Origin of the sequence: Roseiarcus fermentans, from assembly GCF_003315135.1 — a bacterium.
Taxonomy (GTDB): Bacteria; Pseudomonadota; Alphaproteobacteria; order Rhizobiales; family Beijerinckiaceae; genus Roseiarcus; species Roseiarcus fermentans.
The window spans coordinates 64,817-89,862 of record NZ_QNRK01000015.1; the positions used below are offsets into that span (position 1 = coordinate 64,817).

At 68.9% G+C, this 25,046-nt stretch carries 28 protein-coding genes; 8 read left to right on the forward strand and 20 right to left on the reverse strand.

Translation table 11 applies throughout. From position 1 onward, the window contains the following. Positions 1-47: 47 nt before the first annotated feature. From DFR50_RS14590 to plsX, 13 genes are all read right to left on the reverse strand, one after another. Complete coding sequence (locus DFR50_RS14590; RefSeq protein ID WP_113890007.1) at positions 48-701, reverse strand: hypothetical protein; 654 nt, start codon at positions 699-701, stop codon at positions 48-50. Between the two features lie 191 nt (positions 702-892). Beyond that, positions 893-1,888, reverse strand: coding sequence for a 2Fe-2S iron-sulfur cluster-binding protein (locus DFR50_RS14595; protein ID WP_113890008.1), 996 nt, complete (start codon positions 1,886-1,888; stop codon positions 893-895). A 94-nt stretch (positions 1,889-1,982) separates the two neighbouring features. Then, a complete protein-coding gene (locus DFR50_RS14600) occupies positions 1,983-2,969 on the reverse strand; it encodes an aromatic/alkene monooxygenase hydroxylase subunit beta (protein ID WP_113890009.1) in 987 nt (328 codons plus the stop codon). Positions 2,970-2,988: 19 nt separating this feature from the next. Beyond that, a complete protein-coding gene (locus DFR50_RS14605) occupies positions 2,989-3,303 on the reverse strand; it encodes an MmoB/DmpM family protein (protein ID WP_113890010.1) in 315 nt (104 codons plus the stop codon). A gap of 19 nt (positions 3,304-3,322) precedes the next feature. Beyond that, positions 3,323-3,658: a monooxygenase system ferredoxin subunit gene (locus tag DFR50_RS14610; protein ID WP_113890011.1), complete on the reverse strand. Its 336-nt coding sequence runs from the start codon at positions 3,656-3,658 to the stop codon at positions 3,323-3,325. 2 nt (positions 3,659-3,660) lie between these two features. Beyond that, a complete protein-coding gene (locus tag DFR50_RS14615) occupies positions 3,661-3,921 on the reverse strand; it encodes a toluene-4-monooxygenase system B family protein (RefSeq protein WP_113890012.1) in 261 nt (86 codons plus the stop codon). 227 nt (positions 3,922-4,148) lie between these two features. Then, positions 4,149-5,651: a YHS domain-containing protein gene (locus DFR50_RS14620; protein ID WP_113890013.1), complete on the reverse strand. Its 1,503-nt coding sequence runs from the start codon at positions 5,649-5,651 to the stop codon at positions 4,149-4,151. A 445-nt stretch (positions 5,652-6,096) separates the two neighbouring features. Continuing rightward, positions 6,097-6,300 carry a hypothetical protein gene (locus tag DFR50_RS14625; protein WP_113890014.1) on the reverse strand — a complete coding sequence of 68 codons (204 nt, stop codon included), beginning with the start codon at positions 6,298-6,300 and terminating at the stop codon, positions 6,097-6,099. A 46-nt stretch (positions 6,301-6,346) separates the two neighbouring features. Then, entirely contained in the window at positions 6,347-6,562 is a 216-nt protein-coding gene (locus DFR50_RS14630; protein ID WP_170153219.1) for a BON domain-containing protein, read from the reverse strand. A 408-nt stretch (positions 6,563-6,970) separates the two neighbouring features. Beyond that, positions 6,971-7,564 carry an acyl-homoserine-lactone synthase gene (locus DFR50_RS14640; RefSeq protein ID WP_113890017.1) on the reverse strand — a complete coding sequence of 198 codons (594 nt, stop codon included), beginning with the start codon at positions 7,562-7,564 and terminating at the stop codon, positions 6,971-6,973. A gap of 244 nt (positions 7,565-7,808) precedes the next feature. Then, a complete protein-coding gene (locus tag DFR50_RS14645) occupies positions 7,809-8,324 on the reverse strand; it encodes a TIGR02594 family protein (protein WP_113890018.1) in 516 nt (171 codons plus the stop codon). Positions 8,325-8,794: 470 nt separating this feature from the next. Beyond that, a complete protein-coding gene (locus tag DFR50_RS14650; protein ID WP_113890019.1) occupies positions 8,795-9,775 on the reverse strand; it encodes a beta-ketoacyl-ACP synthase III in 981 nt (326 codons plus the stop codon). 14 nt (positions 9,776-9,789) lie between these two features. Continuing rightward, positions 9,790-10,845 carry a phosphate acyltransferase PlsX gene (gene plsX, locus DFR50_RS14655; RefSeq protein ID WP_113890020.1) on the reverse strand — a complete coding sequence of 352 codons (1,056 nt, stop codon included), beginning with the start codon at positions 10,843-10,845 and terminating at the stop codon, positions 9,790-9,792. Positions 10,846-11,283: 438 nt separating this feature from the next. On the opposite strand from plsX, the gene DFR50_RS14660 reads away from it, so the two are divergent. The 3 genes from DFR50_RS14660 (at position 11,284) to modD (ending at position 14,379) form a co-directional block, all read left to right on the forward strand. Next, the gene (locus DFR50_RS14660; protein ID WP_113890021.1) at positions 11,284-12,663 is read left to right on the forward strand and encodes an L-lactate MFS transporter; all 1,380 of its coding nucleotides are present in this window, start codon (positions 11,284-11,286) and stop codon (positions 12,661-12,663) included. A gap of 11 nt (positions 12,664-12,674) precedes the next feature. Continuing rightward, on the forward strand, positions 12,675-12,800 hold the full coding sequence (locus DFR50_RS33335) for an MFS transporter small subunit (RefSeq protein ID WP_281016083.1): 126 nt from the start codon (positions 12,675-12,677) through the stop codon (positions 12,798-12,800). 658 nt (positions 12,801-13,458) lie between these two features. After that, on the forward strand, positions 13,459-14,379 hold the full coding sequence (gene modD / locus DFR50_RS14665; protein ID WP_113890022.1) for a ModD protein: 921 nt from the start codon (positions 13,459-13,461) through the stop codon (positions 14,377-14,379). Positions 14,380-14,678: 299 nt separating this feature from the next. On the opposite strand, the gene tlpA is transcribed toward modD, so the two are convergent. Beyond that, positions 14,679-15,326: a thiol:disulfide interchange protein TlpA gene (gene tlpA / locus DFR50_RS14670; protein ID WP_113890023.1), complete on the reverse strand. Its 648-nt coding sequence runs from the start codon at positions 15,324-15,326 to the stop codon at positions 14,679-14,681. Between the two features lie 27 nt (positions 15,327-15,353). Between tlpA and argH the strand changes: the two genes are divergently transcribed. Beyond that, positions 15,354-16,736 (forward strand): argininosuccinate lyase, encoded by a 1,383-nt coding sequence (argH, locus tag DFR50_RS14675; protein ID WP_113890024.1) that lies wholly within the window; start codon positions 15,354-15,356, stop codon positions 16,734-16,736. 169 nt (positions 16,737-16,905) lie between these two features. On the opposite strand, the gene DFR50_RS14680 is transcribed toward argH, so the two are convergent. The 3 genes from DFR50_RS14680 to DFR50_RS14690 form a co-directional block, all read right to left on the reverse strand. After that, complete coding sequence (locus tag DFR50_RS14680; protein WP_210208900.1) at positions 16,906-17,505, reverse strand: 2-hydroxychromene-2-carboxylate isomerase; 600 nt, start codon at positions 17,503-17,505, stop codon at positions 16,906-16,908. A 147-nt stretch (positions 17,506-17,652) separates the two neighbouring features. Further along, positions 17,653-17,967: a hypothetical protein gene (locus tag DFR50_RS14685; RefSeq protein WP_113890025.1), complete on the reverse strand. Its 315-nt coding sequence runs from the start codon at positions 17,965-17,967 to the stop codon at positions 17,653-17,655. 199 nt (positions 17,968-18,166) lie between these two features. Further along, positions 18,167-18,382, reverse strand: a complete 216-nt coding sequence (locus DFR50_RS14690) for a hypothetical protein (RefSeq protein WP_113890026.1) — start codon at positions 18,380-18,382, stop codon at positions 18,167-18,169. Positions 18,383-18,527: 145 nt separating this feature from the next. On the opposite strand from DFR50_RS14690, the gene aroC reads away from it, so the two are divergent. Beyond that, positions 18,528-19,616 carry a chorismate synthase gene (aroC, locus tag DFR50_RS14695; protein WP_113890027.1) on the forward strand — a complete coding sequence of 363 codons (1,089 nt, stop codon included), beginning with the start codon at positions 18,528-18,530 and terminating at the stop codon, positions 19,614-19,616. Positions 19,617-19,665: 49 nt separating this feature from the next. On the opposite strand, the gene DFR50_RS14700 is transcribed toward aroC, so the two are convergent. Beyond that, the gene (locus DFR50_RS14700) at positions 19,666-19,905 is read right to left on the reverse strand and encodes a hypothetical protein (RefSeq protein WP_113890028.1); all 240 of its coding nucleotides are present in this window, start codon (positions 19,903-19,905) and stop codon (positions 19,666-19,668) included. A gap of 115 nt (positions 19,906-20,020) precedes the next feature. After that, positions 20,021-20,230: a cold-shock protein gene (locus DFR50_RS14705; RefSeq protein ID WP_113890029.1), complete on the reverse strand. Its 210-nt coding sequence runs from the start codon at positions 20,228-20,230 to the stop codon at positions 20,021-20,023. A gap of 313 nt (positions 20,231-20,543) precedes the next feature. Between DFR50_RS14705 and DFR50_RS14710 the strand changes: the two genes are divergently transcribed. The 3 genes from DFR50_RS14710 (at position 20,544) to DFR50_RS14720 (ending at position 24,291) form a co-directional block, all read left to right on the forward strand. Next, the gene (locus tag DFR50_RS14710) at positions 20,544-22,229 is read left to right on the forward strand and encodes a calcineurin-like phosphoesterase C-terminal domain-containing protein (protein ID WP_113890086.1); all 1,686 of its coding nucleotides are present in this window, start codon (positions 20,544-20,546) and stop codon (positions 22,227-22,229) included. A gap of 26 nt (positions 22,230-22,255) precedes the next feature. Next, positions 22,256-22,642 carry a hypothetical protein gene (locus DFR50_RS14715; RefSeq protein ID WP_147262774.1) on the forward strand — a complete coding sequence of 129 codons (387 nt, stop codon included), beginning with the start codon at positions 22,256-22,258 and terminating at the stop codon, positions 22,640-22,642. A gap of 95 nt (positions 22,643-22,737) precedes the next feature. Beyond that, positions 22,738-24,291, forward strand: a complete 1,554-nt coding sequence (locus DFR50_RS14720) for a carboxylesterase/lipase family protein (RefSeq protein ID WP_113890031.1) — start codon at positions 22,738-22,740, stop codon at positions 24,289-24,291. 28 nt (positions 24,292-24,319) lie between these two features. On the opposite strand, the gene trhA is transcribed toward DFR50_RS14720, so the two are convergent. Beyond that, positions 24,320-24,979, reverse strand: coding sequence for a PAQR family membrane homeostasis protein TrhA (trhA, locus tag DFR50_RS14725; protein WP_170153220.1), 660 nt, complete (start codon positions 24,977-24,979; stop codon positions 24,320-24,322). Positions 24,980-25,046 lie beyond the last annotated feature (67 nt).

Consider the following 25,046-nt stretch of genomic DNA (forward strand, 5'->3'; position numbering starts at 1 on the left):
GACGATTTACTCTACGATTATCGCGGCTTGCTGAGCGTGTGAACGCCTCACCATCCGGGACGCGGCGGTTGCGCCCAACGAACCGGAGGGTTCGCCGCGAGCGCGGTCTGGACCGACATGAGGTGAGCGCGGCTGTGCTCGACGCGGCGGTCGCCCGCCGCCCGCAGCATGGGATGCTTCGAGACCGGAACGTCGACTTTGCCCGAAGGGTCGCGCAGGACCTTCAGAAGCACCGAGATTTTGGCGAAGTCGATGCGCTTGGACGCGTACAGTTCGACCAGGCGGCGGAAAATGGCGCTTTCGATATAGATGTTCGTGCGCCACGCGCGATCCGGGCTTCGGTCGTGGGCGATGTAGCAGACGGAACGCTGATCGATGTCCTCGTCGCGGTCCAGACGGTCGTTCGCGCTGTATCCGGAAACGTAGAGTCGAACCGGATCGGAGCGGCCGTCGCCGAGTTCCTCCGGCTCCGCCCCCCGCACGACTCCCTCGATGGCGTAGTCGATGACCGACGACGGCCTGCGCGAGTCGAGCGCGCTCAGGCTCCCCCCGTGCTGGAACACGATATTGGTCATCGCGACGTCGATGTCGACGAGCGACGTCGTCAGGGTCTTGCGCGGTCGCCGCCAGTCGACGCGGCTGCGTTGCGACGCTCCCCCCGCGGGCAAGGCGCTCAATACGAACTCGGGATTCGAAGGCATGGTGGCTGTCCCCGCCCAAGAAAGGGGCGCGCTCGAAAAGCATGTACTAAAAACATGAAAAATTCGTCGTTCGCGGATACGGTCCACGTCCGTCGCAGGTCGGAAGATACTGATGACGCTCGGGCTGAGCGCTGTCAACGCCGCACGACTGCGTTGCATCAGGAATGCGACGCCGGCTCTTGCCGGTCCGGTCAGAAAAACTTGTCGGTGTGAACCTGCGCCAGCGGGGCGCGCCAGCGCATCACCAGGAGGTCGTTCATCGCCTCGATCATCGGCGGCGGTCCGGCGAAGTAGAATTCGCAACGCTCGACCGGAAAGGCGTGCGCCTCGACATGGGCGTGGATGAAACCGCGCGCCCCCGCCCAGGCGCTTCCCTCCGCCTCGGCCGACAGGGCCGGCGCGTAGACGAGCGCCGGAGACTCTCCCGGAACGAGCTTGCGGAAGCAGAGGTCGGCCTCGGTCCGGGCGCCTTCGAACACGTGAATCCGGCGCTCGCCGCCATCGCGCAGCGCCGCCTGCACGATCGCCGCGATCGGGCCGATCCCGGAGCCGCCCGCGACGCAGACCACGTCGCGCACAGGGTCGCCGCGCCAGTGGGCGCGTCCATAGGGCGCGTCGATGGTCACGGCGTCGCCGATCGCGAGACGGTCGAACATCGCGTTGCTGCCTCGGCCGCCGGGCGCGCGGCGAATCACGAACCGCCATTCGCCCGCCTCGTTCGGCAGGTTCGACATCGAATAGGCGCGCGCGCCGTCGACGCCCGGCGGATGGAGAATGGCGAACTGCCCGGCGAGGAAACGCGCCGGCGCCTCGGTGTGGAACGTGAACTCGCCCATGCCCGGCGCGATCTCGCGCCGATCGGTCAGCCGCGCCGCGAGCCGCAAGCCGGGAACGGCCGGCCGATATTCGTCGGATAGCCGAACCTTCACCACGCAGGCGCTCGCCGGCCTCGACTGGCAGGCGAGCCGCCGGCCCCGCCTGCGCTCGCGCTCGGAGAGCCCGGGCGCCTCGGGCCACAGCGTCTCCATGTCGCCCGACACGAGCTCGAATCGGCAATTGCCGCAGCCTCCCACCCCGCAATCGTTGGGAAAGCCGAGGCCTGCGCGCAAGGCGGCGCGCAGCAGCGTGTCCTCGTCATCGCAGAACGCGAAGGACTCGCCGGATTCGAACTGGACGCGGTGGGTCATGGGAGCAACGGGGTTCGAGCGACGCGAGCGGATCTTGCGAGGAATGGGAGGGCGCGCGTCACCAGCGCGCCCGGGCTGCGGGACGCCGCCTCCGTTACAGCCCCATTCCGTTGCGGAACGCAGCCGCGGCCTCCTTCGCCGTCTCGGCCGCGCCGGGCGCGTCGGGAAGATGCGCGCAATAGCCGTCGATGGCGGCGTCGCCGAGTGGGGCCCACTTCGCGACCCAGCCGTCCAGCACGGCCTTGTTGGCCGCGACGCCGAGCGCCATCTTGACCAGCGCGCCGCTCCAGCGGCGGTGTCGGTCGGCGTCGACGAGCTGGGCGTCCGTCAGCAGGCCGAGCAGCGTGTCGCCGTTGTGGCGGGCGGAGGCGCCGAGGCCGCGCAGCACGGCCTCCTCGACCGCCGGACGCGCGACGAGGTTCATCGCCACGAACCCTTCCGCCCAGTCGTAGGCGCACAGACCCTTTTCGGCGAGCTCGCGAAAACCCTGCCAGGCCGGATCGTTCTCCCAGGTGTCGCGCTCGCCGGCGCCGAAGCCGACGTCGTCGAAGCTCTTCGACAGCTCCTTGGTGCGATAGGCGGTGTGGGTGAGCCAGCGCAGCGTATCGGCGGTCTGGTAGGTCGCGCAGTTGGAGATGGTCGAGGCCGGCGCGATCTGGCAGAGATAGGCCGAACCCATCTGCAGCGAGTGGAAGAGATAGCGCGAGGGCGTGTAGAGCCGCGCCAATCGACGCGCCCATCCATGATCGAGCATCGCGTCATGGCCGCGCGCGGAAAACTGGTCGAACAGGCCGTAGACGTAATTCTCCTGGCCGTCCTGCAGCATGTTGTAGGTGCGATAGACGATCTCGTCCGGATCGCGGAAGGCGTTCCAGTCCGGGTGCTTCAGCGGCGAGGCGTTGCGATGGGTCTTGAACCAGATCGCGAGCGGGAAGTTGGGATCGAGCTCGAACGGCGCGTCCGGATTGTCGGTGGTGTAATGCAGGTTGGTCGAGACGATCTCGTATTCGCTCGGCTTGCGGCGCCGCGCGGCGAGGTGGCTCCAGGTCTTCAGCGGCTGGAGAACGGCAGGCTGGTTCATGGGTTCCTCCCGGAATGTTTCAAAGCGTTTTTTCGTAGTAGAAACGGACGAAGTCATCGGTCGTCTCGATTCGTCCGGCGAACGAGCCCAGGTTGACTTCCAGCTCCGACATGCGGAACGGCCGGCCGAGCGCGCGTTCGAGCGTCTCGCGGCGCAGGATCAGCTCGCCTTCGGTGTCGATCCGGACATAGGCGATCTTGTCGTCAACCCGGATCTGCTTGCCGGGATTGTCCTCCTCCGCCGCCTCGATGACGCCGGCGGTGATCGGCCCGGCCCGCAGGATCGGGCCGACGCGATTGTTCTTGAAAGCGTTACGCGTGTCGGTGGCGCTCACGTGCGTTTCCTCTCGATGGTCAGGTGTGGGCGAAGGTCGGGGCGACGCCCTCGGTCGAGATGAGGATCGCTTCGCCCTCGATCTTCACCGGATAGGCGGCGAGCCGACAGTCGCCGGGATTGACGCCGGCGCCGGTCCCGGCGTCGAACGTCCATTGATGGGCCCGGCACATGATGACGCGTCCGTCGAACTTTCCTTCCGAAAGCGGAATGTCCTGATGCGGACACACGCCCTGAAAGGCGCGGATTTCGCCGCCCTCGGGCCAGACGAGCAGCACCGTGTGGCCGTCGACCTCGACCTCGGCCATGTCGCCTTCCCAGAGGTCGTCGAGGGTGCAGGCTTGCTTGAAGGTCATGGTCAGGCGTCCGCGAAAATGAACTCAAGCGCCTCCATCGGCCTGACGCCGGTCTCGGAGAGGCGCTGATCGCGGGGAAAGAATTCGCCCGCGCCCTGGCGGCGCACGCGGATCACCTTGTTCGGTTGCGGCGCGACCCGGCGGCCGACCGAATGATGCGCCGCGGCGGCGGCGACCTCGTCCATGGTGTTCTGATCGTCGACGGGCAGCAGCAGCAGCACGAAGTCGCGCTCGAAGTTGGAAATGATGGGAAACAGGGCCATGTCGGGCTCCTCTTGGGAAATCGGGTTAAGAACAGAGCGGCGTCGGCGAACCTTCCCCAGCTTGGCTGGGGAAGGTGGCCCGAAGGGCCGGATGGGGTTTGGGCCGCTTCTCCGGCGTCGGCAGGCTTGCACAAAGTGTCGCGCCAGCCCTCGACCCGAGCGTCCGCACGCCACACTCCATCCGTCGCCTTCGGCGACACCTTCCCCGCTTCGCGGAGAAGGGGGCGTCACTCGGCGGCGAGCGGCGGCGCTTTCCGGAAGGCCTCCACCCAGGCGTAGCCGTGGGCGTCGTCGCCCATCTCGCCAGGCTGGAGGCTCATGTAGGCGAGCGCCCCCATGAGGTCCGGCGGCTGGATCTTTCCGGCCAGGAAGCGGTCGACCAAAGTCATGTGGTCGCGGTAGCGCTGCGGATCCTGCTCGAAGATCCAGCGGTCGATCTCCGAATTGAAGTGATAGAGCCGGCCCTCGTATTCGAGCGGATAGTCCTTGACGTTCCAGCCGTCGCCAGGGATGGCGCAGATCGGGATCTGGCTCATGTTGCAGACGATCGGCAGCGTTTCCGGCGCGGTGAGCTCGGGACGGCCGTTGAGCAGGTTGTCGGTGATGACGTCCCAGGCCTGGCCGAAGCTCGCGTTCCAGCCGGGATACTTCTCTTCGAGCCATGCGCGGCACTCGGGCGTGACGCCGGCGGCCGGGTTCCACCACAGGGTCGGACGCCAGAACCACAGACCCATCTGATAGGCGTGATGCTGATAGTCGAACTCGGCGATCATCTTGTCCCAGTACCAGGGCAAATCGAGGCCGAGGTCGATCAGCGAGCGTTCGAACTGGCCGACGATCCACTCCTGCATGAACTCCTTGAAGCTCTGCTTTCGGTGCTCGAGCGGCGTGTTGTAGTCCATCGACGGGCCGGTCAGGATGCAGAAGATGCGCCAGGCGCGGGCGATGGCGATGTCGACGAGCTTCTGCGCCTCCGCCTTTCGGCCGTTGGAAATCAAGACCTGGAGCGCCGGGCCGCCGATCTGGGCGTGGCGCGACTCGTCGGTCTGGATCGACGAGATCAGGCTCGCGAAGGTGAAGTCTCCGGCCTCGGCGGCGTCGGCGGCGAGGCCGAGGAACTGCATGTTGGTGAAACCGGTCTCGAAGGCGAAGGTGAGCATCACCGCGATTTCGGTCGCGCTCCTCGCCATGAACAGATCATCGAAGGCGTGGCGCGCCGCGATCGCCGCCCATTCGTTGGTGTGGTAAGCCTTGTGCGCCCAGTCGAACTGGCGGTCCTTCGGCGCGTATTCGTGCGGGAAGTAGAGCTGGATCTGGGCGTGGCGGTTCTCGTCCATCATGCCGAAGGTCGCCATGTTGCGCATGCCCGGCGCGCGGCCGAAGCGGCACATGCGCGCTTCCGCGCTCATGGCGGCGTATTCGCCGAGCGCGATCGCGCCGTAGTGCGCCTTCAGGATCGAACGCCAGCCGGGGTCGGCGTTCTCGTAGATGCGGCTGCGTTCGAGCGCCGCCTTGACCGAATAGGCGCCGGCGTCCTTCTCGCGCTGGATCCGCACGTACTCGGGATAGGAGACCTTGTAGGGCTCGTCGTAGACCTCCCACTTCTCGACCGGCACGCCTTGCGCGCCGGTCATGACCTCCGGAAAGAGCTGGTCCTCGGAGACGTAAGTCGGCGTCCAGTTGGTGGAGCGCGCGATGTCGTACCATTCATGGCGTTCGAGCAGAGCCACGGGCGTTTCCCTCGCTTCGGTTTCTCGGGGCCTTGCGGGACGAGCCCGCGGCCGGCGAGGACGAGGTCTGCAAGCGCGGCGCCATGCGTGGCGAGGGCGCCTGGCGCGCCGGCCACGCGAGGGTCAGAGCTCTGTCTTTTCAACGGGTTGGCGGCCACGCGGGGCGCTGCGGCGAAGGAGGCTCGAGCGCTCCGGTCCGCGCGCTTCACCCAATGGTCAAGAGCGCGACCCGGTCCGGCTGACCCGACTTCACCAAATGATCAAGCCTGTCCGGATTCGACCGCGCGGTCGACCTCGCGCCCCCGCCAGGCAACGACGGGCCCCGAGGCGGCGCCTTGGGGCGGGACCGGAATCGCCAGGAATCGAAGCGGCGGCGGCGCGCCTTCAGCGCAGCCGCCGCCCGATCCGACTTCCGGAGAAATTGCGTAACGCCTCGAACGGCCGGCTAATGCCGGTGGTCATGGACCCAGTTCAGGACTTCCTGTTTGGACAAGGACCGGCCGTTGGGCCCTTCGATCCGATATATTGCGGCGCGCTGCTGGCAATAAAGATCTTTCGCCCGCTCGAGAGCGGCCTCCATGCTCGGCGCGCCGCCCACCGTTCTGTCGGTGTCGAGCTGGTCGCGGTAAAACACTTTCCAATCGGCCATCTTGCAACTCCCCAGTTCCCGGCCCCTTCGCGCCGGCGGCGATCGACTACGGTTTCGACAGCGACTGACGGAGTTCGGGCACGACCTTGACGGCAATTTCATTCTTGACGACACTCACGCCCGGGACGCGTCGCACGATCGCCTCGGCATAGGACTTCTGGTACGGGCGCTCCACGACGCCCTTCAGGGTCACCAGGCCCTGATCCACCTGCGCCGTAACCCGATCACGGGGAATAGCAGGATCCCAATACAGCGCGTTCACGACCTCTGCCCGACAGTCTATCATGATGCTCCTCTAAATTCGGCTGAGCCTGCCATCAGACTGGCCGACGGCACAAAAACATCATACATTCATACCCAAGACAATGCTGTGCAATAAATAAAGCGAGCTGAAATATTCACGGACCCGATCCGAACGGCGCGGGAGCGGGGCTGTCGCGGCGCAGGAGCGCGGCCGTCTGCGAATCCGGCGCCCGGTTCGCCGATCGCGGCGCCCCTCCAACCGCCGATTCCTTCGGCGTGGGAGGAGAAGCGCCGCATCGTCTCCGCAAAGGCGTCGCGAAGCGCTCGTCGAAGGGCAGCGCATGTGCAGGGCCGAGCAGCGGCGTCACCGATCCGAGGCCGCCGCGCATCTTCCGCGGCGGACGCATCGACGCCGGCACGCGCGCCGCTACCGCCGTTCGGCCAGATTTCCGCGAAATTCGACCATCGCGGCTTTGGCGCGTCGGTTCTGGATCCTCTTCAACGGGATCTGGCCGACGTCGAGGAACACGACGTGGGGCGCGGATCCCGGTCCGCTCGCCGGCCTCGGCTTCAACTTGGGCGCGCAGCCGATCCGTTCCAGGGCGTGAAATGTGGGATCGTCGGTCACGCAGACGAACTGGTTGACGCCCGCGCGGCCCGCAACCTCGAAAGCGGCGGCCGCCAACTCCCCTGCGACCGCGTCGGCGCCATGCCTTCTCCTGTGTTCGGATCGGGTGGTCGTGCACAGCCGCGACAACTCCCAAATGCGCGGGCTTTCGATGGTCTCGCCGAACTCCAGCAGATAGGGCGCGGCGTCGCGCAGCAGGGTCGACTTGACCGTCGGTCTCAGGCGGACGGAGCCGAGGTAAGCGCCGCCCACACGGTCGAAGGCGATGACGTAGATCGCGTCGTCGTCGTCGAACGCGTCGAGCCCGCGATCGTCGAGGAATTCGTCGCCGATCGCGAAGGTTCTGGTCAGCGCGCGGTTGACCGCCATGTCGGTCAGAAACCGCGCCGGCACGGCGTTCCTTCCTTGCGCGACGAACCTGTCTATAGCGCTCACGGGAGCACCCTTTCGCCGAGCGGCGGCAATCGAAACTTCAGCTCTTCCCCAGCTATAACATCAGGATGCTGTCTGTTGTCAATGAATTTCACACGATCGACGGTCATAATCCTCGTGAACGCCTCGGCGAGCCTAACGGGCGGCGGCGCCGAACGAGCCCTGCGAGAGCCGGGCGCGATCCAGCCGCGCCCGGCGGTCGCGCTCACATCACGTCGACGAACGCCACGACCGAGCGGCGGGAGACGGCCGAGTCGGTGACCCGCCGCCCCCAGTTGCCGGAAATGAGCTCGATCGAGCCGTCGGAGCGAAGGCCCGAGACGAAGCCGACATGGGCGGCGAACCCGTCCCGGGTGGTGACGACCGCGAGCGCTCCCACCTTGGGTTCGACCAGCCGCCGGCCGTAACCGAGGGCGGACGAAGCCATCCCGTTGGCGAGCGGCCGATGACCCGTGCGCTGCAGGACGTACGAGGCGAAGTGGGCGCACCACGGCCCGCCCTTGCCGGTCATGTTGCGCGAGCCGAGCCAGCGCTCGGCTTCCGCGACGACGTCCCCACGGCTCTGGGAAGCCTCGGCCCGCAACGCGGAGGCCCCGCCCGCGGCGTCGTTCGCAGAGGCGGAGGCGAGCGCCGCCGAAGCGATCGAGGGCGGCTGGTATCGTCCGCTCGCCTCGGCGGCGCCGGAAATCGTCAGGGCGGTCAGCACGGCGGGAATCGTCATGACTGTCTTCAAACCAATACTCCTTCGTCAACGCAGAATTAACCGAATCTTAAGATTCGGTTTCTGCGTATTCAGTTATAACTGGAACGTTATATTTGATCCGATGATCACGAATCGGCATTCAATCGCGGGGTAAAACTGGCCGTTTGACGACCGACCTGACGCGATCATTCTGACGTTCGTCGTCGCAGGGCGCGATCGACGTGACGGGCGGCAAACTAACCATCAATGTGTCAGAAATGTGAAATGCAGGACGTGCGCGACGTCCCAGCCCGCCGAGCCAGCCCGGGCAGGAAGATCGAGGAATTGCGATCGGCGCAAGTCCGGGCGACGGCCCCCTTCGCCGTCCCGGACGCCCGGGACCGGACAAGCGCCGGGCGCTCGCGCACAAACCGTCGAACGAGCGCTGCCGCCCGCGTGATCGCGAGGCGCGCCCGTCGAGGCCGCGGGCGGACCGGCCGTCGAACGTCCTACCAGCGGATGAGCGCTGCGCCCCAGGTGAAGCCGCCGCCCATGGCCTCGATCATGACGAGGTCGCCAGCCTTGATCCGGCCGTCCTGGACGGCCAGGTCGAGGGCGAGCGGGATCGAGGCGGCGGAGGTGTTGGCGTGCCGGTCGACGGTCACCACCACCTTCTCGCGCGGAATGCCGAGCTTGTCGGCCGAGGCGTCGATGATACGGCGGTTGGCCTGGTGCGGCACGAACCAGTCGATCGCGCTCGCCGCGCAGCCGGCGTCGTCGAGGCAGCCCTGGATCACGTCGGTGACCATGCCGACTGCGTGGCGGAACACCTCCTTGCCCTCCATCCGGAGGTGGCCGGCGCTCCCGGTGGTCGAGGGGCCGCCGTCGACGTAGAGCTTGGCGCGATGGCGCCCGTCCGAGCGCAGCCGCGCAGCGATCACCCCGGGCGAGGCGAAGGCGCCGTCGCTCTCCCGCGCCTCCAGCACCATCGCCCCCGCCCCGTCGCCGAACAGCACGCAGGTCGTCCGGTCATTCCAGTCGAGAATTCGGGTGAAGGTCTCCGCGCCGATCACCAGCGCGCGCTTGTTCGAGCCGGACCTGAGAAACTTGTCGGCCGTCGTCACGGCGAAGACGAAGCCCGAACAGACCGCCTGAAGGTCGAAGGCGACGCCGTGGACGATGCCGAGGCTGGCCTGCACCTGGGTCGCGACCGCCGGGAAGGTGTAGTCCGGCGTCGCGGTGCCGACGACGACGAGATCGATGTCCGAGGCCGCGAGCCCGGCGTTGGCGAGCGCCGCCTCGGCGGCCCGGGTCGCCAGCGTCGAGGTCGTCTCGCCCTCGCCGGCGACGTAGCGCTGGGTGATGCCGCTGCGCTGGCGGATCCATTCGTCCGAAGTGTCGACCTTGCCGACGAGTTCGGCGTTGGCGACGCAGCGGGAGGGAAGCGCCGAACCGACGCCGCGGACACAGGAACGGAGGTTGGAGAACATTCAGAAATTCCGGGTCAGGTGTCGATCGCCTGCGAAGCGGCCGCCGGACGGCCGTCGCTGGCGTGAGCGATCATTTCACGTATCTTCGCCAGGAGTTCCTGGCGCACCATGTCGTAACCGAGCTCCACGGCGCCGGCGTAGCTTTCGGCGTCGGCGCCGCCATGAGCCTTGATGACGACGCCGTCAAGGCCCAGGAACACGCCGCCGTGCGCCCGCGGCGCCATGCGCTCGCGCAGGGCGGCGATGGCCTTGCGCGCGAACAGGAATCCGATGCGCGACATCAGGCTGTGGCCGAACGCGTCGCGCATGTACTGGCCGAGCTGGCGCGCCGTGCCTTCGGCGGTCTTGAGCGCGATGTTGCCGGTGAAGCCCTCGGTCACGAACACGTCGACCACGCCCTGGCCGAGGTCGTCGCCCTCGACGAAACCCCGGTAGGTCATGTTCGGCAGACGCGCCTCGCGCAGCAGCCGGCCGGCGGCCTTGACCTCCTCGACCCCCTTGATCTCCTCGGTTCCCACGTTGAGCAGGCCGACCGTGGGACTGTCGATGTCGAACACGATGCGGGCCATCGCCGCGCCCATCACCGCGAGATCGACGAGGTGCTGTTCGTCGCCGCCGATGGTCGCCCCGACGTCGAGGACGATCGATTCGCCGCGCACCGTCGGCCACAGCGCGGCGATCGCCGGCCGGTCGATCGCGGCCATGGTGTGCAGGCAGAATTTCGCCATCGCCATCAGGGCGCCGGTGTTGCCGGCGGAGATGGCGCAGTCGGCCTTGCCGGTCTTCACCGCCTCGATCGCCTGCCACATCGACGACACCCGCCGCCCGGCGCGCAAGGCCTGGCTCGGCTTGTCCGTCATCTTGACCGCGACATCGGTGTGAAAGACCTCGGCCCGCGCGGCCAGGCGCGGGTCGGCGGCGAGATAGGGAGCGATCGCCTTCCGGTCGCCGTACAACAGGAAACGGATGTCCGGCCGGCGCTCGAGCGCGATCGACGCCGCCGGCATCACCACGGCGAGGCCGTTGTCGCCCCCCATTGCGTCCAGCGCTATGCGGATGTCCGTCGCCATGCCTCAAGTCCGACCGCCGCCCAAACCAACGCGGGCGCGGCCCGGGGCGGCGCGGACAATAACGTCTTATCGATTTAAGGCAACGGCGCAGGGCAAAAGGTCGCGCCTTCCGCGGGCGCGAAAACGCCGCAGCTCCCGCCCCTCCCGGCCCCGGGGTCGGGCCCGCCGGATCGGGGAAGCGAAGCGCGTGGCGAAGCGTCGCCTGTCCGAAGGCGTATGCCGCCGCGACCCCGGCGAACAGGGGACGCGGTTCGCCGACGCCGACATCGCCTCATGGACATTTCAGCAGTTGTCAGACGGGCCGATGTCGGTAGCATGCGAGATTATGGCTGCGGTGAGGCCGAAAGCCGCCGAAGACGAGGCCCAAAAAAGGGGCCAGTCGATGCAGGACCGGCCTTCCGGCCGCCTGTCGTTTCGCACGAGGGGGAGAAGCGTTCGATGAGCGTCGTGTCGATACTGGACCGGAGCCGCACGATCGCAAGGCCCGGCTTCAGCCGCTGGATGGTCCCGCCGGCGGCGCTGTGCATCCACCTGTGCATCGGCCAGGCCTATGCTTTCAGCGTCTTCAATCTGCCGATGTCGAGGCTGATCGGCGTGACGAAATCGGCTCCCGACGACTGGAAGCTGACCGACCTCGGCTGGATCTTCTCGATCGCGATCTTTTTTCTCGGGGCCTCGGCGGCGCTGTTCGGCCGCTGGGTCGAGGAGGGCGGGCCGCGCCGCGCGATGGTCGCATCGGCGATCTGTTTCAGCGGCGGGTTTCTGGTGAGCGCCCTGGGGGTCGCCTGGCATCAGCTGTGGATCGTCTATCTGGGCTACGGCGTGCTCGGCGGCGCCGGGCTGGGCCTCGGCTACATCTCGCCGGTCTCGACCTTGCTGAAGTGGTTTCCGGATCGTCCCGGCATGGCGACCGGAATGGCGATCATGGGCTTCGGCGGCGGCGCGATGATCGCCTCGCCGCTCTCGGTGTGGCTGATGACCGCCTTTTCGTCGCCGACGCACGTCGGCGTCGCGGAAACCTTCGTCGTCCTCGGCCTCGTCTATGCGGGCTTCATGCTGGTCGGGGCGGCGATCGTCCGCGTCCCGCCGGCCGGCTGGCGGCCCGCCGGCTACGTCCCCCCGGTCAGGCCAAAGAAGCTGGTCACCATGCGCGACGTCTACGTCTATCAGGCGCTGAAAACCCCGCAGTTCTGGCTGATCTGGGTCGTCCTGTGCATGAACGTGACGGCGGGCATCGGCGTCCTCGGCCAGGCGTCGGCGATGAGCCAGGAGATGTTTCCCGGGCGCGTGACGGCCGCGGCCGCCGGCGGCTTCGTCGGGCTCCTCAGCATCTTCAACATGGGCGGACGCTTCTTCTGGGCCTCGATCTCCGACGCCATCGGCCGCAAACACACGTACACGCTCTTCTTCCTGCTCGGCATCGTCCTCTACGCGCTCGCGCCCTGGTTCGGCGCCGCCGGCAACCTGCCGCTGTTCATCCTGTGCTTCCTCGTCATTCTCAGCATGTACGGCGGCGGATTCGCGACGGTTCCGGCCTATCTCAGGGACATGTTCGGCACGCGCTACGTCGGCGCGATCCATGGCCTCTTGATCACCGCATGGTCGGTCGCGGGCGTGCTCGGACCCGTCCTCGTCAACTACATTCGTCAGTATCAGATCGACTCCGGCGTGCCGAAGGCGCAGGCTTACAATGTTACTATGTATATCATGGCGGGGCTTCTGGTGGTCGGACTGATCGCCAATCTCCTGATCAAGGCGGTCGACGACCGGCACCACATGAATCCGGAGAGCGCCGACGACGTGATCGGCGTGGGCTGAAGGAGGCGACGATGGGGAACGAAAGCGTTCGCGGCACGACCGCGCTGGAGCTGGCGCTGGCCTGGAGCTTCGTCGGGATTCCGCTGCTGTGGGGAATCTACGGGACGGTGGCGAATGCGATGAAGCTGTTTCAGTAGTTGCGAGCCGCCAGCCGCCGGCTGGCGCGCAAGCGGGAATAGCCGGCGCGGACTTCGTCGCGAGGAGCCCGAGCGCGACGCGGCGATCCGCAGCGGCAGCGAAAGCGGCCCCTCGATCGCTTCGCTCGCTTTGGACGGCGTTGGTCGGCGCCCGCCTCGGCTGTCAGGGCGCTCCGCCTCTCCCCGGGGGCGGCGCCCTTCCGTCGTCGCAGCGAACTGGTTGGGATCGAGGGGTTCGCCAACCCATGAATGGCCGTTTCGTCGGGTTTCCGACAATCCGTCGCGCCGACGCGGCGATACATCCGGGCGGCGGCCGCGCGCGCCCCCGCGGCGGAAGGGCCGGCGGAGGCCGGAAAGCGCCGCCTTCGGTTTGAAGACCGGACGGCGCGACGGGCGGAGCGTGGCCCGAACCTTGCTCGCGTATCGACGGGGCCCAATCGGCGAATCGCTCCGCCCGCAACGGTCTTCCCGGCATGAGGGGTCGCGAGCGCCAACCGCGCGCGGATGACTCGGGGTCGGGCCCGAAACGATTGGCGACGGCCTCGGCGCCGGACGAGGCGTTCGACGCGCGCGCGCTCGAAGTCGGCATGCCCGCGTCAGCGGTGAGCGAGGCGTCCGACCATGATCGCGATCGACGTCTGAAGGAGAGTGAAGAGTCATGCCGCACGCCCACGCATCATCCCACGCGTTCGAGCGCCTCGACGATCTGGCCGAGCCGCTGCTTGTCGAGGATACGGCAGGCGGCGATCTGACGACCGAGGCGCTCGGGCTTCACGGCCGGCGCGGCCACGTCGTGTTTTACGCGCGCAAGCCGATGACGATCGCCGGAACCGAGCTCGCGGCGGCGATGTTCATGCGCCGCGGGATCCCGGTGGTGCTGCACCGGCGATCGGGCGAGTCGGTCGCGGCCGGCGCCAAGCTGCTCGCCGGCGACGGCGACGCGGCCGATCTGCATCTGGTGTTCAAGGCGGCGCAGACGATGGTGGAGACCCTGTCGGGGATGGCCACGGCGGCGCGGGCGATGGTCGATGCGGTCGAAGCGGTCAACCCCAACGTCCGCGTCGCCTGCACTCGCAAGGCGTTCCCCGGCGGGCGACGGCTCTCCCATGTCGCGGTCACGGCGGGCGGCGCGATCCTGCATCGCGCCGGCCTGTCCGAGACGATCCTGATCTTCGCCGAGCACCGCGCCTTCCTGCGCGACAAGCCGCTCGCCACGGTCATGGACAGACTGCGCCTCGTCGCCCCCGAGAAGAAGATCGCGATCGAAGTCGACGACGTCGCCGAGGCGCAGGAGGCGATCAACGCCGGTTTCGACATCATCCAGCTGGAGAGGTTCAGCGTGGCGGCGGTCGGCGAGGTCGCGGCGATCGCGCGCGCCCGCAACCTGCCGCCGCTGATCGCGGCGGCGGGCGGGGTCACGGTCGCCAACGCCGCCGACTACGTGCGCGCCGGCGCCGGCATGATCGTCACGAGCGCCCCGTTCGGGGCGCCCCCCGCGGACGTCAGCGTCAGCATCGCCGAAGTGAGACTGGAGGCGGTCCCCGGCGGCGCCCTCCCCCCGCTGCAGACGTCCGGCTGAACGGTCCCCTCGGGCGGGCCCCGGCCGGCCCGACCGTGGGCGCGAAGGTCTCGGGCGACGGCGGCGGCGCGGGGAGCGTCGGCGCGCCGGTTCGGCGGGGCGGGGGACGGGCGCCGACCGGGTCGTACGACCGGCCCTGCGCCGCTGTGCGGCGGGCCGCGGTCAGCGACCGCGCGACAGGGTCCGCGGCCGTATGAGCCTGCGAACACCGCATGCGGCGCCGAGGATTTGTGCAATACGCCGTTTTGCGGCGCACGCCCGCGTCAGGCGGAGGCGCCGCGCGACGGCGACCGGTCCGCCTATCCGCCCTTCAGGGCGGCGATCAGCGCCTGCGCGTCGGCCGAATCCCACGCCACCGCGCCGGCGGCGGCGGCGACCTCGCAGCCCTCCCGGTCGATCAGGAGCGTCACCGGCAGGCCGAGCGCCTTGCCGTCCCGGCGCAGGGTCTCGAACGCGTCGCCGCTCGGATCGGCGTAGCGCCCGAGCGTCTTGACGCCGGCCCCGTCGAGGAAGGCGGCGCGCCGCTCGAGCCGCGCCGTGTCGACGTTGACCGCGACGACTTCGAAGTCTTTTCCGCCTTTTGTCGCCTGCAGCGCGTCGAGCGCCGGCATCTCGGTCCGGCACGGCACGCACCAGGTCGCCCACAGGTTGAGGAGCACCGCCCGGCCGCGGAAATCGGCGAGGCTGGTCTTCGACCCGTCGGGCCGTTCGAAGGCGAGCGTGGGCGCCGGCGTCGGGTCGGAGGCTGCGCGCACGGGCGCGGCCTCTCCCTTCGCCAGCGGCGCGAGCCGCGCCGCGACCGCCCGGGACGCCGGCCCGCAGCCGTTCGCGCCCTTGTCCGGCGGCGCGGGCCTCGCGTATAGGAGCGCCAGCGCGACGACTCCCGCGAGGGCGCCGACCGCCGCCGCGAGGCGCCATCGGCCGGCCTGAAATCCGGGCGTCGTCATATTCCAACCATCCAGGGCTTCCTCGTCATGAGCAACGCGATGTGGGGCGGGCGATTCGCAGTCGGGCCGGCCAAGATCATGGAGGAGATCAACGCCTCAATCGACTTCGACCGCAAGCTCGCCGCCCAGGACATCGCCGGCTCCCTCGCGCATGTCGCCATGCTCGCCCAACAGGGGGTGGTCGAGGCGGCGGACGCGGAGGCCATCGCCAGGGGATTGAACGAAGTCAAGGGCGAAATCGAGGCGGGGACCTTCACCTTCTCGCGCGCGCTCGAAGACATCCACATGAACGTCGAGAGCCGCCTGGCCGAAATCGTCGGGCCGGCGGCCGGCCGCCTGCACACCGCCCGCTCGCGCAACGACCAGGTGGCGGTCGACTTCCGCCTCTGGGTGCGCGACACGATCGACGCGCTCCTCCTCCAGGTCGAAGGCCTCCAGCGCGCGCTGGCCCTGCGGGCCCGCGATTGCGCCGGCATGGTGATGCCGGGCTTCACCCACCTGCAATCGGCGCAGCCGGTGACCTTCGGCCACCACCTGCTCGCCTATGTCGAGATGCTCGGCCGCGACGCGGGGCGCTTCCGCGACGCCCGCGTCCGCCTCAACGAATGCCCGCTGGGCGCCGCCGCGCTCGCCGGCACCTCGTTCCCGATCGACCGCGCGGCGACGGCGACGGCGCTCGGCTTCGACCGGCCGACGGCGAACTCGCTCGACTCGGTCGCCGACCGCGACTTCGCGCTCGAGGCGCTCGCCGCCGCCGCAATCTCAGCGACTCATCTCTCGCGCTTCGCCGAGGAGATCGTGCTGTGGACGACGCCGCAGTTCGGCTTCGTGCGCCTCAGCGACGCCTTCTCGACCGGCTCCTCGATCATGCCGCAGAAGCGCAACCCGGACGCGGCCGAACTCGTGCGCGGCAAGACGGGGCGGGTGGTCGGGGCGCTGATCGGCCTCCTCACCGTGATGAAGGGCCTGCCGCTCGCTTATTCCAAGGACATGCAGGAGGACAAGGAGGGCGTCTTCGACGCGCTCGAGACCCTGTCGCTCTGCCTCGCCGCCATGACCGGCATGGTCGAGGACCTGACCCCGAACCCGGAGCGGATGAAGGCCGCGGCCGGGTCGGGCTACGCCACCGCCACCGACCTCGCCGACTGGCTGGTCAGGACATTGAAAATGCCGTTCCGCGAGGCGCACCACGTCACCGGCCGGATCGTGGCGCTGGCGAGCGAGCGCGGCGCGGCGCTCGAGAGCCTGACGCTCGCCGACCTCCAGTCGGTCGAGAAGCAGATCACCGCGGAGGCGTTCGGGGTGCTCGGCGTCGAGCGCTCGGTGGAGAGCCGGACCTCCTACGGCGGCACGGCGCCCGCCAACGTCCGCGCCCAGGCGGAGGCGTGGCTGACGAGGCTCGGGGGTTAGGTCGTGGGTGCGCGAGACGCGCACCATCCCAGACCGGATCCGCGTCGGCGGCCCCTCGCCCTGCGGCCTCCGGCCGCTGTCCCTCTCCCTGTGGGAAAGGTTTTCCTTCCCCTTGCGGGGGAAGGTGGCGCGAAGCGCCGGATGAGGGGGAAGCCGCGGGATTCGACCGTCACCCGCCTCCGCCCGCCGCCCAGTCGAGCCCCTGCTCCAGTCGGTCGTCGCCCCAGAACAGTTCGCCGTCTTCGGTCGCGAGGGTCGGGGCGCCGAAGACGCCGAGGGCGATCGCCCGCGCGCATTCGGACTTGAGCTTCGACTTGTTGGCGTCGCTCTCGGCCCGCGCGAGGATCGCCTCGGGGTCGAGGCCGAGGTCGGCCACGAGCCGGACGATCAACGCCCGGTCGGCGATGGAAAGCCCCTCGCCGAATTCCGCCGCATAGACGTTTCGCGAGAACCCGGCCCGGTCGTCGCCGTCGAGCGCCAGCGCGACCCGGGCGGCGAGCAGACTGTTCTGCGGGAAGGGCTCCGGCCGGCGGAAGGGCAAGCCGCGCGCCGCGCAGATCCGCTCGAGGTCGCGCCACATGTAGCGCCCCTTGGCGGGATAGATGTTGAACGGCGAGTCGCGCCATCCCTGGGTCGCGAACACCGGCCCGAGCAAAAACGGCCGCCAGGCGAGCGCCACGCCGCGTTCGGCGGCGAGCGCGGCGACGCGCAGCGCGGCCGGATAGGAATAGGTGCTCGCGAACTCGTACCAGAATTCCACCATCGCCATGACGCTCGCCTCCGTCGCGTCACGATCGCACGCGGCCCGCCGGCGCGGAAGCCGACGGCGCCGACAAAAAAAACCGCCCCGTCGCGAAGGACGGGGCGGGCGCGAAAGGAGGTCGCAGGGCGACCTCGGGAGGCTACGGTTTTCGGGTCACTGCGGATTGGCGGGCGCGGCCCCAGCGGCGGGCGCAGCCGGCGCGGCGTCGGCCGGCGCGGCGCTCTTCTTGGCGGTGTGGGTCTTCTTGCTGCTCGCGGTATGCTTCTTCGCCGGCTTCTTCGCCTTCATCGGCGCCTTGGCCGGCGTCCCCGCGTCCGAGGCGGCGGGCGCGGACATCGCGGGCGCAGCCGGCGCCGCGTCCGTCTGGGCGAAGGCGGCGAGCGGCGAGAAGGCGAGCGCTGCGCTGAGGCCGACGGCGGCGACCCTGGCGGCGAATTTCCTGAACATGGCGACGAGCTTCATGAGCATCGAGAGTCCTCTCTCCGTTGCGGGCTCTTCGGCCCAGTAATCGAGAGAGGGTGCGCCGCCGCGGATGAATTGAAGATGAACGCCCGGCGGACGCGGAAGGCGACCGTTCGCCCGCCGCCGCGTGCGCCTCGCACCGCCCTTCGCCCAACGGCCCGACCGCGGGCCGCCGCAATCGAGCCGGGCGCGGCGATGCGCGGGCTCACATCTTCGGCTGCATGTCCCCGCTCTTGGCCATGCCCGGCTTGGCCATCGGCTTCTTGTGCATGGAATGATGCTTCGCCATCGGCTTCTTCGGCGCCATGGACATCGACTTGTCCGGCATGGCCCCGCCCGACGTGTCGGTCTGGGCGACGGCTGCGAGCGGCGACAGCGCCAGCGCGCAGGCGAGGCAGGCGGCGGCGAACGTCTTGGGCATGAAAATCCTCCGTGGCGAGCCGACAGCGGCTCGAAGACTGTTCGTCGCCGGGCGGCGGTCTGTTACAGGAGTTCGCAAAGGTTTCGACACGCGGGCGCGCGCGCCGTTTGACGCGGCGCGAGGCTGGCCGCTATGGAGCCTACCCATGTCGCACAACACCTTCGGCCATCTGTTCCGGGTCACGACCTTCGGCGAGAGCCACGGGGCGGGGATCGGCTGCGTCGTCGACGGCTGCCCGCCGCGCCTGGCCCTCGAGGCCGCCGACATCCAGGCCGAGCTCGACCGGCGCCGGCCCGGAACCTCGCGCTTCACCACCCAGCGGCAGGAGCCCGACACGGCGCGCATTCTCTCCGGCGTCATGACCGACGACGCGACCGGCCGCCAGGTCACCACCGGAACGCCGATCGCCGTGTTCATCGACAACGTCGACCAGCGCTCGAAGGACTACGGCGAGATCCGGGACAAGTACCGGCCCGGCCACGCCGACTACGTCTACGACGCCAAATACGGCATTCGCGACTACCGCGGCGGCGGGCGCTCGTCCGCGCGCGAGACCGCCGCCCGGGTCGCTGCGGGCGCGATCGCCCGAAAAGTCATTCCCGGGGTGACGATCCGCGCCGCGCTGGTGAAAATGGGCAAGCTCGCGATCGACCGGCGCAACTGGGACTGGGACCAGATCGGGAAGAACCCGTTCTTCTGCCCGGACGCGGAGGCGGTCGGGCGCTTCGTCCACTATCTCGACGCGGTGCGACGGGCGGGGTCGTCGGTCGGCGCAGTGCTCGAGGTGGTCGCCGAGGGCGTCCCGCCCGGCTGGGGCGCGCCGATCTACGGCAAGCTCGATGCGGAGCTGGCCAGCGCGCTGATGAGCATCAACGCGGTCAAGGGGGTCGAGATCGGCGACGGCTTCGGCGCGGCCGAACTCATGGGCGAGGAGAACGCCGACGAAATGCGGGCGGGAAACGACGGTCGGCCGCGCTTCCTCTCCAACCACGCCGGCGGGATTCTCGGCGGCCTTGCGACCGGGCAGCCGATCGTCGCGCGCTTCGCGGTCAAGCCGACCTCGTCGATCCTGACGCCGCGCAAGACCGTCGACCGCGCGATGGAGGAGACGGAGATCGTCACCAAGGGCCGCCACGACCCCTGCGTCGGCATCCGCGCCGTTCCGATCGCCGAGGCGATGGTCGCCTGCGTGCTGGCGGACGCGTTCTTGCGGCACCGCGGTCAGGTCGGGTAGCGACGCGCGGCCGCGGGAACGCCGCGACGAGCCGTGTTCGGCTGCGCGTTCAGAACGCGAATACGGTTTCCGCGTCTTCCGTGGCTTTGCGAACGACGGCGATGATTTCGTATTCCTTGGCGGTCCGCTCGAACGCCTCGCGGTCGCTCTTGATGCGATAGGATTGCGTACCGCCTTCTTCCGAGGGCAGGACGCGAACGACCTTGAAAGGCCCGTCAGGCCGAGATTTCGGCGTGCTTCTGGTGTCGTGTTCGACGATCTGACCGATCGCGAATTTCTGCTGAGCCATGGTTGGCCTCTCTCGACAGAAAGGGCCAGGAGCGAACCTGACCCTTCATTTCACGTCGGGCGGCGGACCGCTTGCCAGAGGCCGCAGGCGCGCGCCCGGGGTCGCGCGGCGTCGCTCAGGCGGTCTGGAGATTTCCCGCCGACATCTTGCCGCTGCGCGCGTCCTTGATCAGATCGAAACTGATCTTCTGACCTTCGCGCAGATCGGTCATGCCGGCGCGCTCGACGGCGCTGATGTGAACGAAGGCGTCGGCCCCGCCGTCATCCGGCTGAATGAATCCGAAACCTTTTTGCGCGTTGAACCACTTAACGGTGCCTGTCGTCATGATGTCTTGCCTAGTCTGTCTGTAGGAACGCGACTCCGCTGCGCGGAAATCACGTGATGGTTCGATTTCTGAAGGAGGAGAATCACGACGGGCGAAGCAAATCGCCCACGGCAAAAAGTGTCCTGCTGAATATCGAGCCCCCTATATGGCGATGCGCGAGCCGCTTTACAAGGCCCCGAGCGACGCCGCGATCCCCGCCCTCCCGGCCGGCCGCAGCCGGGACCCCCGTCTCCCGCCTGCGGACGAAAGGCGGACCTTCATCTTGCCGTCGCGCCCGCGTAGTCTGATCGCCGTTCCCGAGCGGAGGCCGAGCATGGCGGACCACATCGAACTGACCCGGCGCGAGGCGCTTCTCGCCGCGGCCGGCTCGCTGGCGTTGGCGGCGGTCGACGCCGCTCCGGCGCTGGCCCAGGCGGCGGCGACCGTGTCGGGGGTCGTGTTCGAGGATCGCGACGGCTCCAGCGCGGCGGGACCCGGCAACCCCGGCCTTGCCGGCGTCCTGGTGTCCAATGGCCGCGACGTCGCGGTCACCGGCCCCGACGGGCGCTACGCGCTGCCGTTGCCGGACGAAGCGACGATCTTCGTCGTCAAGCCCGCGGGCTACGGGCCGCCGCTGGACCCGGCGACCAACCTGCCGCGCTTCTACCGCCACCATCGGCCGATCGGCTCGCCGGCGTCGCTGGGTCTCCTGTTCGAGGGGATCGCGCCGACCGGCCCCCTGCCCGCCTCGCTCGATTTCGCGCTGAAAAGGCAGGACGAGCCGAAGGCGTTCGATGTCGTGCTGATCACCGACCCGCAGCCCGAGAACGAGGCGGAAGTCGACTTCATCCGCGAGGACCTGATCCAGGCGCTCAGCGGGACGAACGCCCAATTCGGTCTCACCGCCGGCGATGTGATGTTCGACGACCTGTCGCTTTACCCGCGCCTCAACGCCATCATCGGCACGATCGGCCTGCCGTGGTGGAATATCGGCGGCAACCACGACCTCAATTTCGAGGCGCCCGACCGCACATACAGCCGCGAAACGTTCAAGCGGGTGTACGGACCGAATTACTACGCCTTCTTCTACGGGCAGACGCTGTTCCTGATGCTGGACAACGTCGACTATCTCGGCCCGGACCCGACCAAGCCGCGCGGCTCGGGCAAATACGAGGGCCGCTTCGACGCGGCGCAGCTCGACTTCGTCCGCGACCTGCTCGCGCATACGCCCCCCGAGACGCTGATCGTCGCCGTCATGCACATTCCGCTGCGCACCTTCCTCGGGACCGAGGCTTATCAGAACACGGCCAACATGGCCGCGTTCTTCGCGCTGCTCGAAGGGCGGAAGCATACCGTCAGCTTCTCCGGCCACACGCACACCACCGAGCACCATTATTTCGGCAAGGACGACGGCTGGAGCGGCGAGACGCCGCACCATCAGCACGTGCTGACGGCGCTGTCGGGCTCGTGGTGGAGCGGGCCGTTCGACCATCGCGGCGTCGCCTCCGCCGACAGCCGCGACGGCACGCCGAACGGCTTTCACATTCTGTCGATCGACGGCTCGGACTATTCCACGCGCTTCGTGCCGGCCAAGGAGCCGAACGGCCGGCAGATGCGGCTCTCGGTCCTGAGCCGATTTCACGGCATCGCCAAGGAGACGGACCGGGCGTTCCGGCAGGAGCAGCTGCTCGGCTCGCCGGTGGCCCGCGCCGCGCTCGGCGCCTCGACGCTGGTCGCCAACGTGTTCGACGCCGGCGAGAAGACGAACGTGACGATGCGGATCGGCGACCGGCCGCCGGTCGCAATGAAACGCGAGCTGCGTCCCGACCCCTTCGTCGAAGAGGTGTTTTCCCGCAACGAGGCGACCCGCAAGGCGTGGGTCAAGGCCGATCCGTCGTCGCACCTCTGGACCGCCCGCCTGCCGGCCGACCTCGCCCCCGGCGCCTGGCGGGTCGACGTCGAGGCGGTCAACGAATACGGCAAGACGGTGACGGGCCGGCTGGCGCTCGAGGTGACGTAGGCGCGCGCGCCCGGGGGAGAGACGACGTGCGGACATGTTTGGCGGCTGCCATTCTCCTGCTCGGCGCCGCGATCGCGCGGGCCGAACCGGCGCCCGGCGATCCCCTGCCCGGCCGCATCCTGACCTGCGGCGGCGGCGTGATCGCCGACATCGGCCCGCGGCTCGAGGGCGACACGACGTTCAGCAGCGGGACATCGGTTTCGTTCCGCAACGGCGGCTTTCAGGTGAGCTACGACAAGGTCCCCGCCATCATCAATTCCCGGCGCGGCGACCACGTGCTGATCTGTCTGGTGTTCATCCCCGCCCCTTGCCCGCCCGGCGACGCGCGCGGAAAAATCTACACCACCACCAACCTGCGCACGCTCGATTCGTGGACCCTTCCGGATTCGCAGCACAGTTGCGGCGGCGCCTGAGGCGGGCTTCCTCTTGCCGCGGCGCTGAAGACTGCTACGCTTTCTCCCGCGCCGGCCACGAAGGCGGCGTCGTCGACGCTTGGGGAGGAGGACGAATGCGTTCCCTGTGCTTTGCGCTCGTGGCCGCAGCGGCCGCGCTGTCGGGGCAGGCGTCTTGGGCCCAGGACCCGGACGACCTGGTGATGCGGACGGATTCCGGGCCGGTCCGCGGCTTCGCCAACGGCGGCGTCGAAGGGTTTCTCGGGATCCCCTACGCCGCGCCGCCGGTCGGCGACCTGCGCTGGCGCCCGCCGCAGCCGGTCGAGGGCTGGACCGGCGTCCGGGACGCCAAGGCGTTCGGCGCCGTATGCGCCGCCGCCGCGAGCACCAACGGCCCGCGCTCGGAATCGGAGGACTGCCTCTTCATCAACGTGTGGCGGCCGTCGAAGACGGCGGCGGACGCGAGGCTGCCGGTCTACGTCTTCATCCACGGCGGAGGCTTCATCAACGGCAGCTCGAACCAGGCCGACATGACCTCGATCGTGGAACAGGCGGGCGTGGTCGGGGTCAGCTTCAACTACCGGCTCGGCGCCCTCGGCTTTTTCGCCCACCCCGCGATCGCCGGCGATTCGGGCGACTTCGGGCTGATGGACCAGCAGGCGGCGCTGCGCTGGGTGCAGGCCAATATCGCGGCTTTCGGCGGCGATCCGGCGCGGGTGACGGTGGGGGGCGAGTCGGCGGGCGGCTATTCCGTCTGCGCGCATCTGACGGCGCCCGGTTCGGCGGGCCTGTTCGCCCAGGCGATGATGCAGAGCGGCTCCTGCGTCAGCGTCCCCCTCGCCGCGGCCCGCGCCAACGCCGAAGAGATCGCCGATCGGGTCGGCTGCGCCGGGCCGGACGCCGCCGCGTGCCTGCGCGCCGCGCCGACCGGCAAGCTCATCGACGTCCCCTATCCGGGCGTCGCCGCGCTTCCGACGTCCGGGACCGGCATGCTGCCGCTGCCGCCCCATCAGGCCGTGGCGCAGGGGCTGTTCCAGCATGTGGCGATGGTGATCGGCGCCAACCGCGACGAGGGCCGGACGTTCGATCAGGGAAACATCGGCTGGCGCGAGGCCGACTACACGAAATGGGTTCGCGAGACCTTCGGCGCCAGGGCAGACAGGGTTCTCGCCCAATATCCCTGGCCGCGGGACGCCGACCCCTATGCCGGCGCCTACCTGTCGGGCGGGATCGCGACCGACGCCGGGCTGATCGCCGGCATCGGCGGCTGCTCCAGCCTGAAGCTGATTCAGGAGGTCGCGAAATACGCGCCCGTCTACGCCTACGAATTCGGGCACAGGAGCGGACCGGGCCTGACGCGCACGCACGGCGCCTACGAGTGGGGCGCCGGCCACGCGGCCGAGCTCGCCTATCTGTTCCCGAGCTTCGACAACGGCGAACCGATCGCGCCGCGCTTCAACGAGGGCGAGCGGGCGCTGGCGGCGAGCATGAAGGCCTATTGGAGCGGCTTCGTCGCGCAGGGCGTTCCGCGCGACCGGAACGGCGCGGCCTGGCCGGTCTACAACGCCGCCGGCCAGGCGCTGTCGCTTCAAGCCGGCGAGCGGTCGTTCGTGCTGTCGACCGACATGTTCGAACGGGAGCACCGGTGCGAATTCTGGAAGGCGGAGTAAAGGACCGGGTCCGATCGCCCAGGGCGGATCACCGCCCGATGGCGAAGAACACGGCGACGAACTGGCAGGCGGCGGCGACGGCGACGAAGGCGTGCCAGATCGCCGTCTGGAATTTCAGGTTCTCCCACAAAAAGAACGCAACGCCGACCGAGTAGACGACGCCGCCGGCGAGGACGAGCGCGAGCGAATCGAGCGGCAGGGCGTCGACCAGCGGTTTCGCCGCGAAGATCGCCGACCAGCCGAGCGCGAGATAGAGGCGGACGGCGAAGCGGTCGAGGCGGCCGGGCAGAAACATCTTCAGCGTGACGCCGGCGACGACCGCGACCCAGACGGCGACGGCGAGCGCCACCAGCCCGGGCGAAGCGCGCGCCTGCGACAGCAGCGCGGTGTAGGTGCCGCCGATCATCAGGTAGATCGAGGCGTGGTCGAGGCGCCGCAGGATCGCCTTGGCGTCGGACGGCGGCGTGACGTTGTAGGCGCAGGAGAAGCCGAACAAGAGGAAGAAGCCGGCGGCGTAGACCGCCATCGCCAGCCCGTCCGCGATCGCGCCATGCAGCGCGATCTTCTGGAACAGCACGGCGAAGCCGATCACCCCGGCGACGATCGCGATCCCGTGCACGGCGGCGTCGGCGATGATCTCGCCGCTGCTGTATTCCCGATAGTCTCGGGGCGAATCGGGCGTCGGCAAGGCGGCAGCTCCAAAGCGTTCGTGAGGGAATCGTGCCGCGCGATTGTGTCGAACGCAAGTAGGCTCG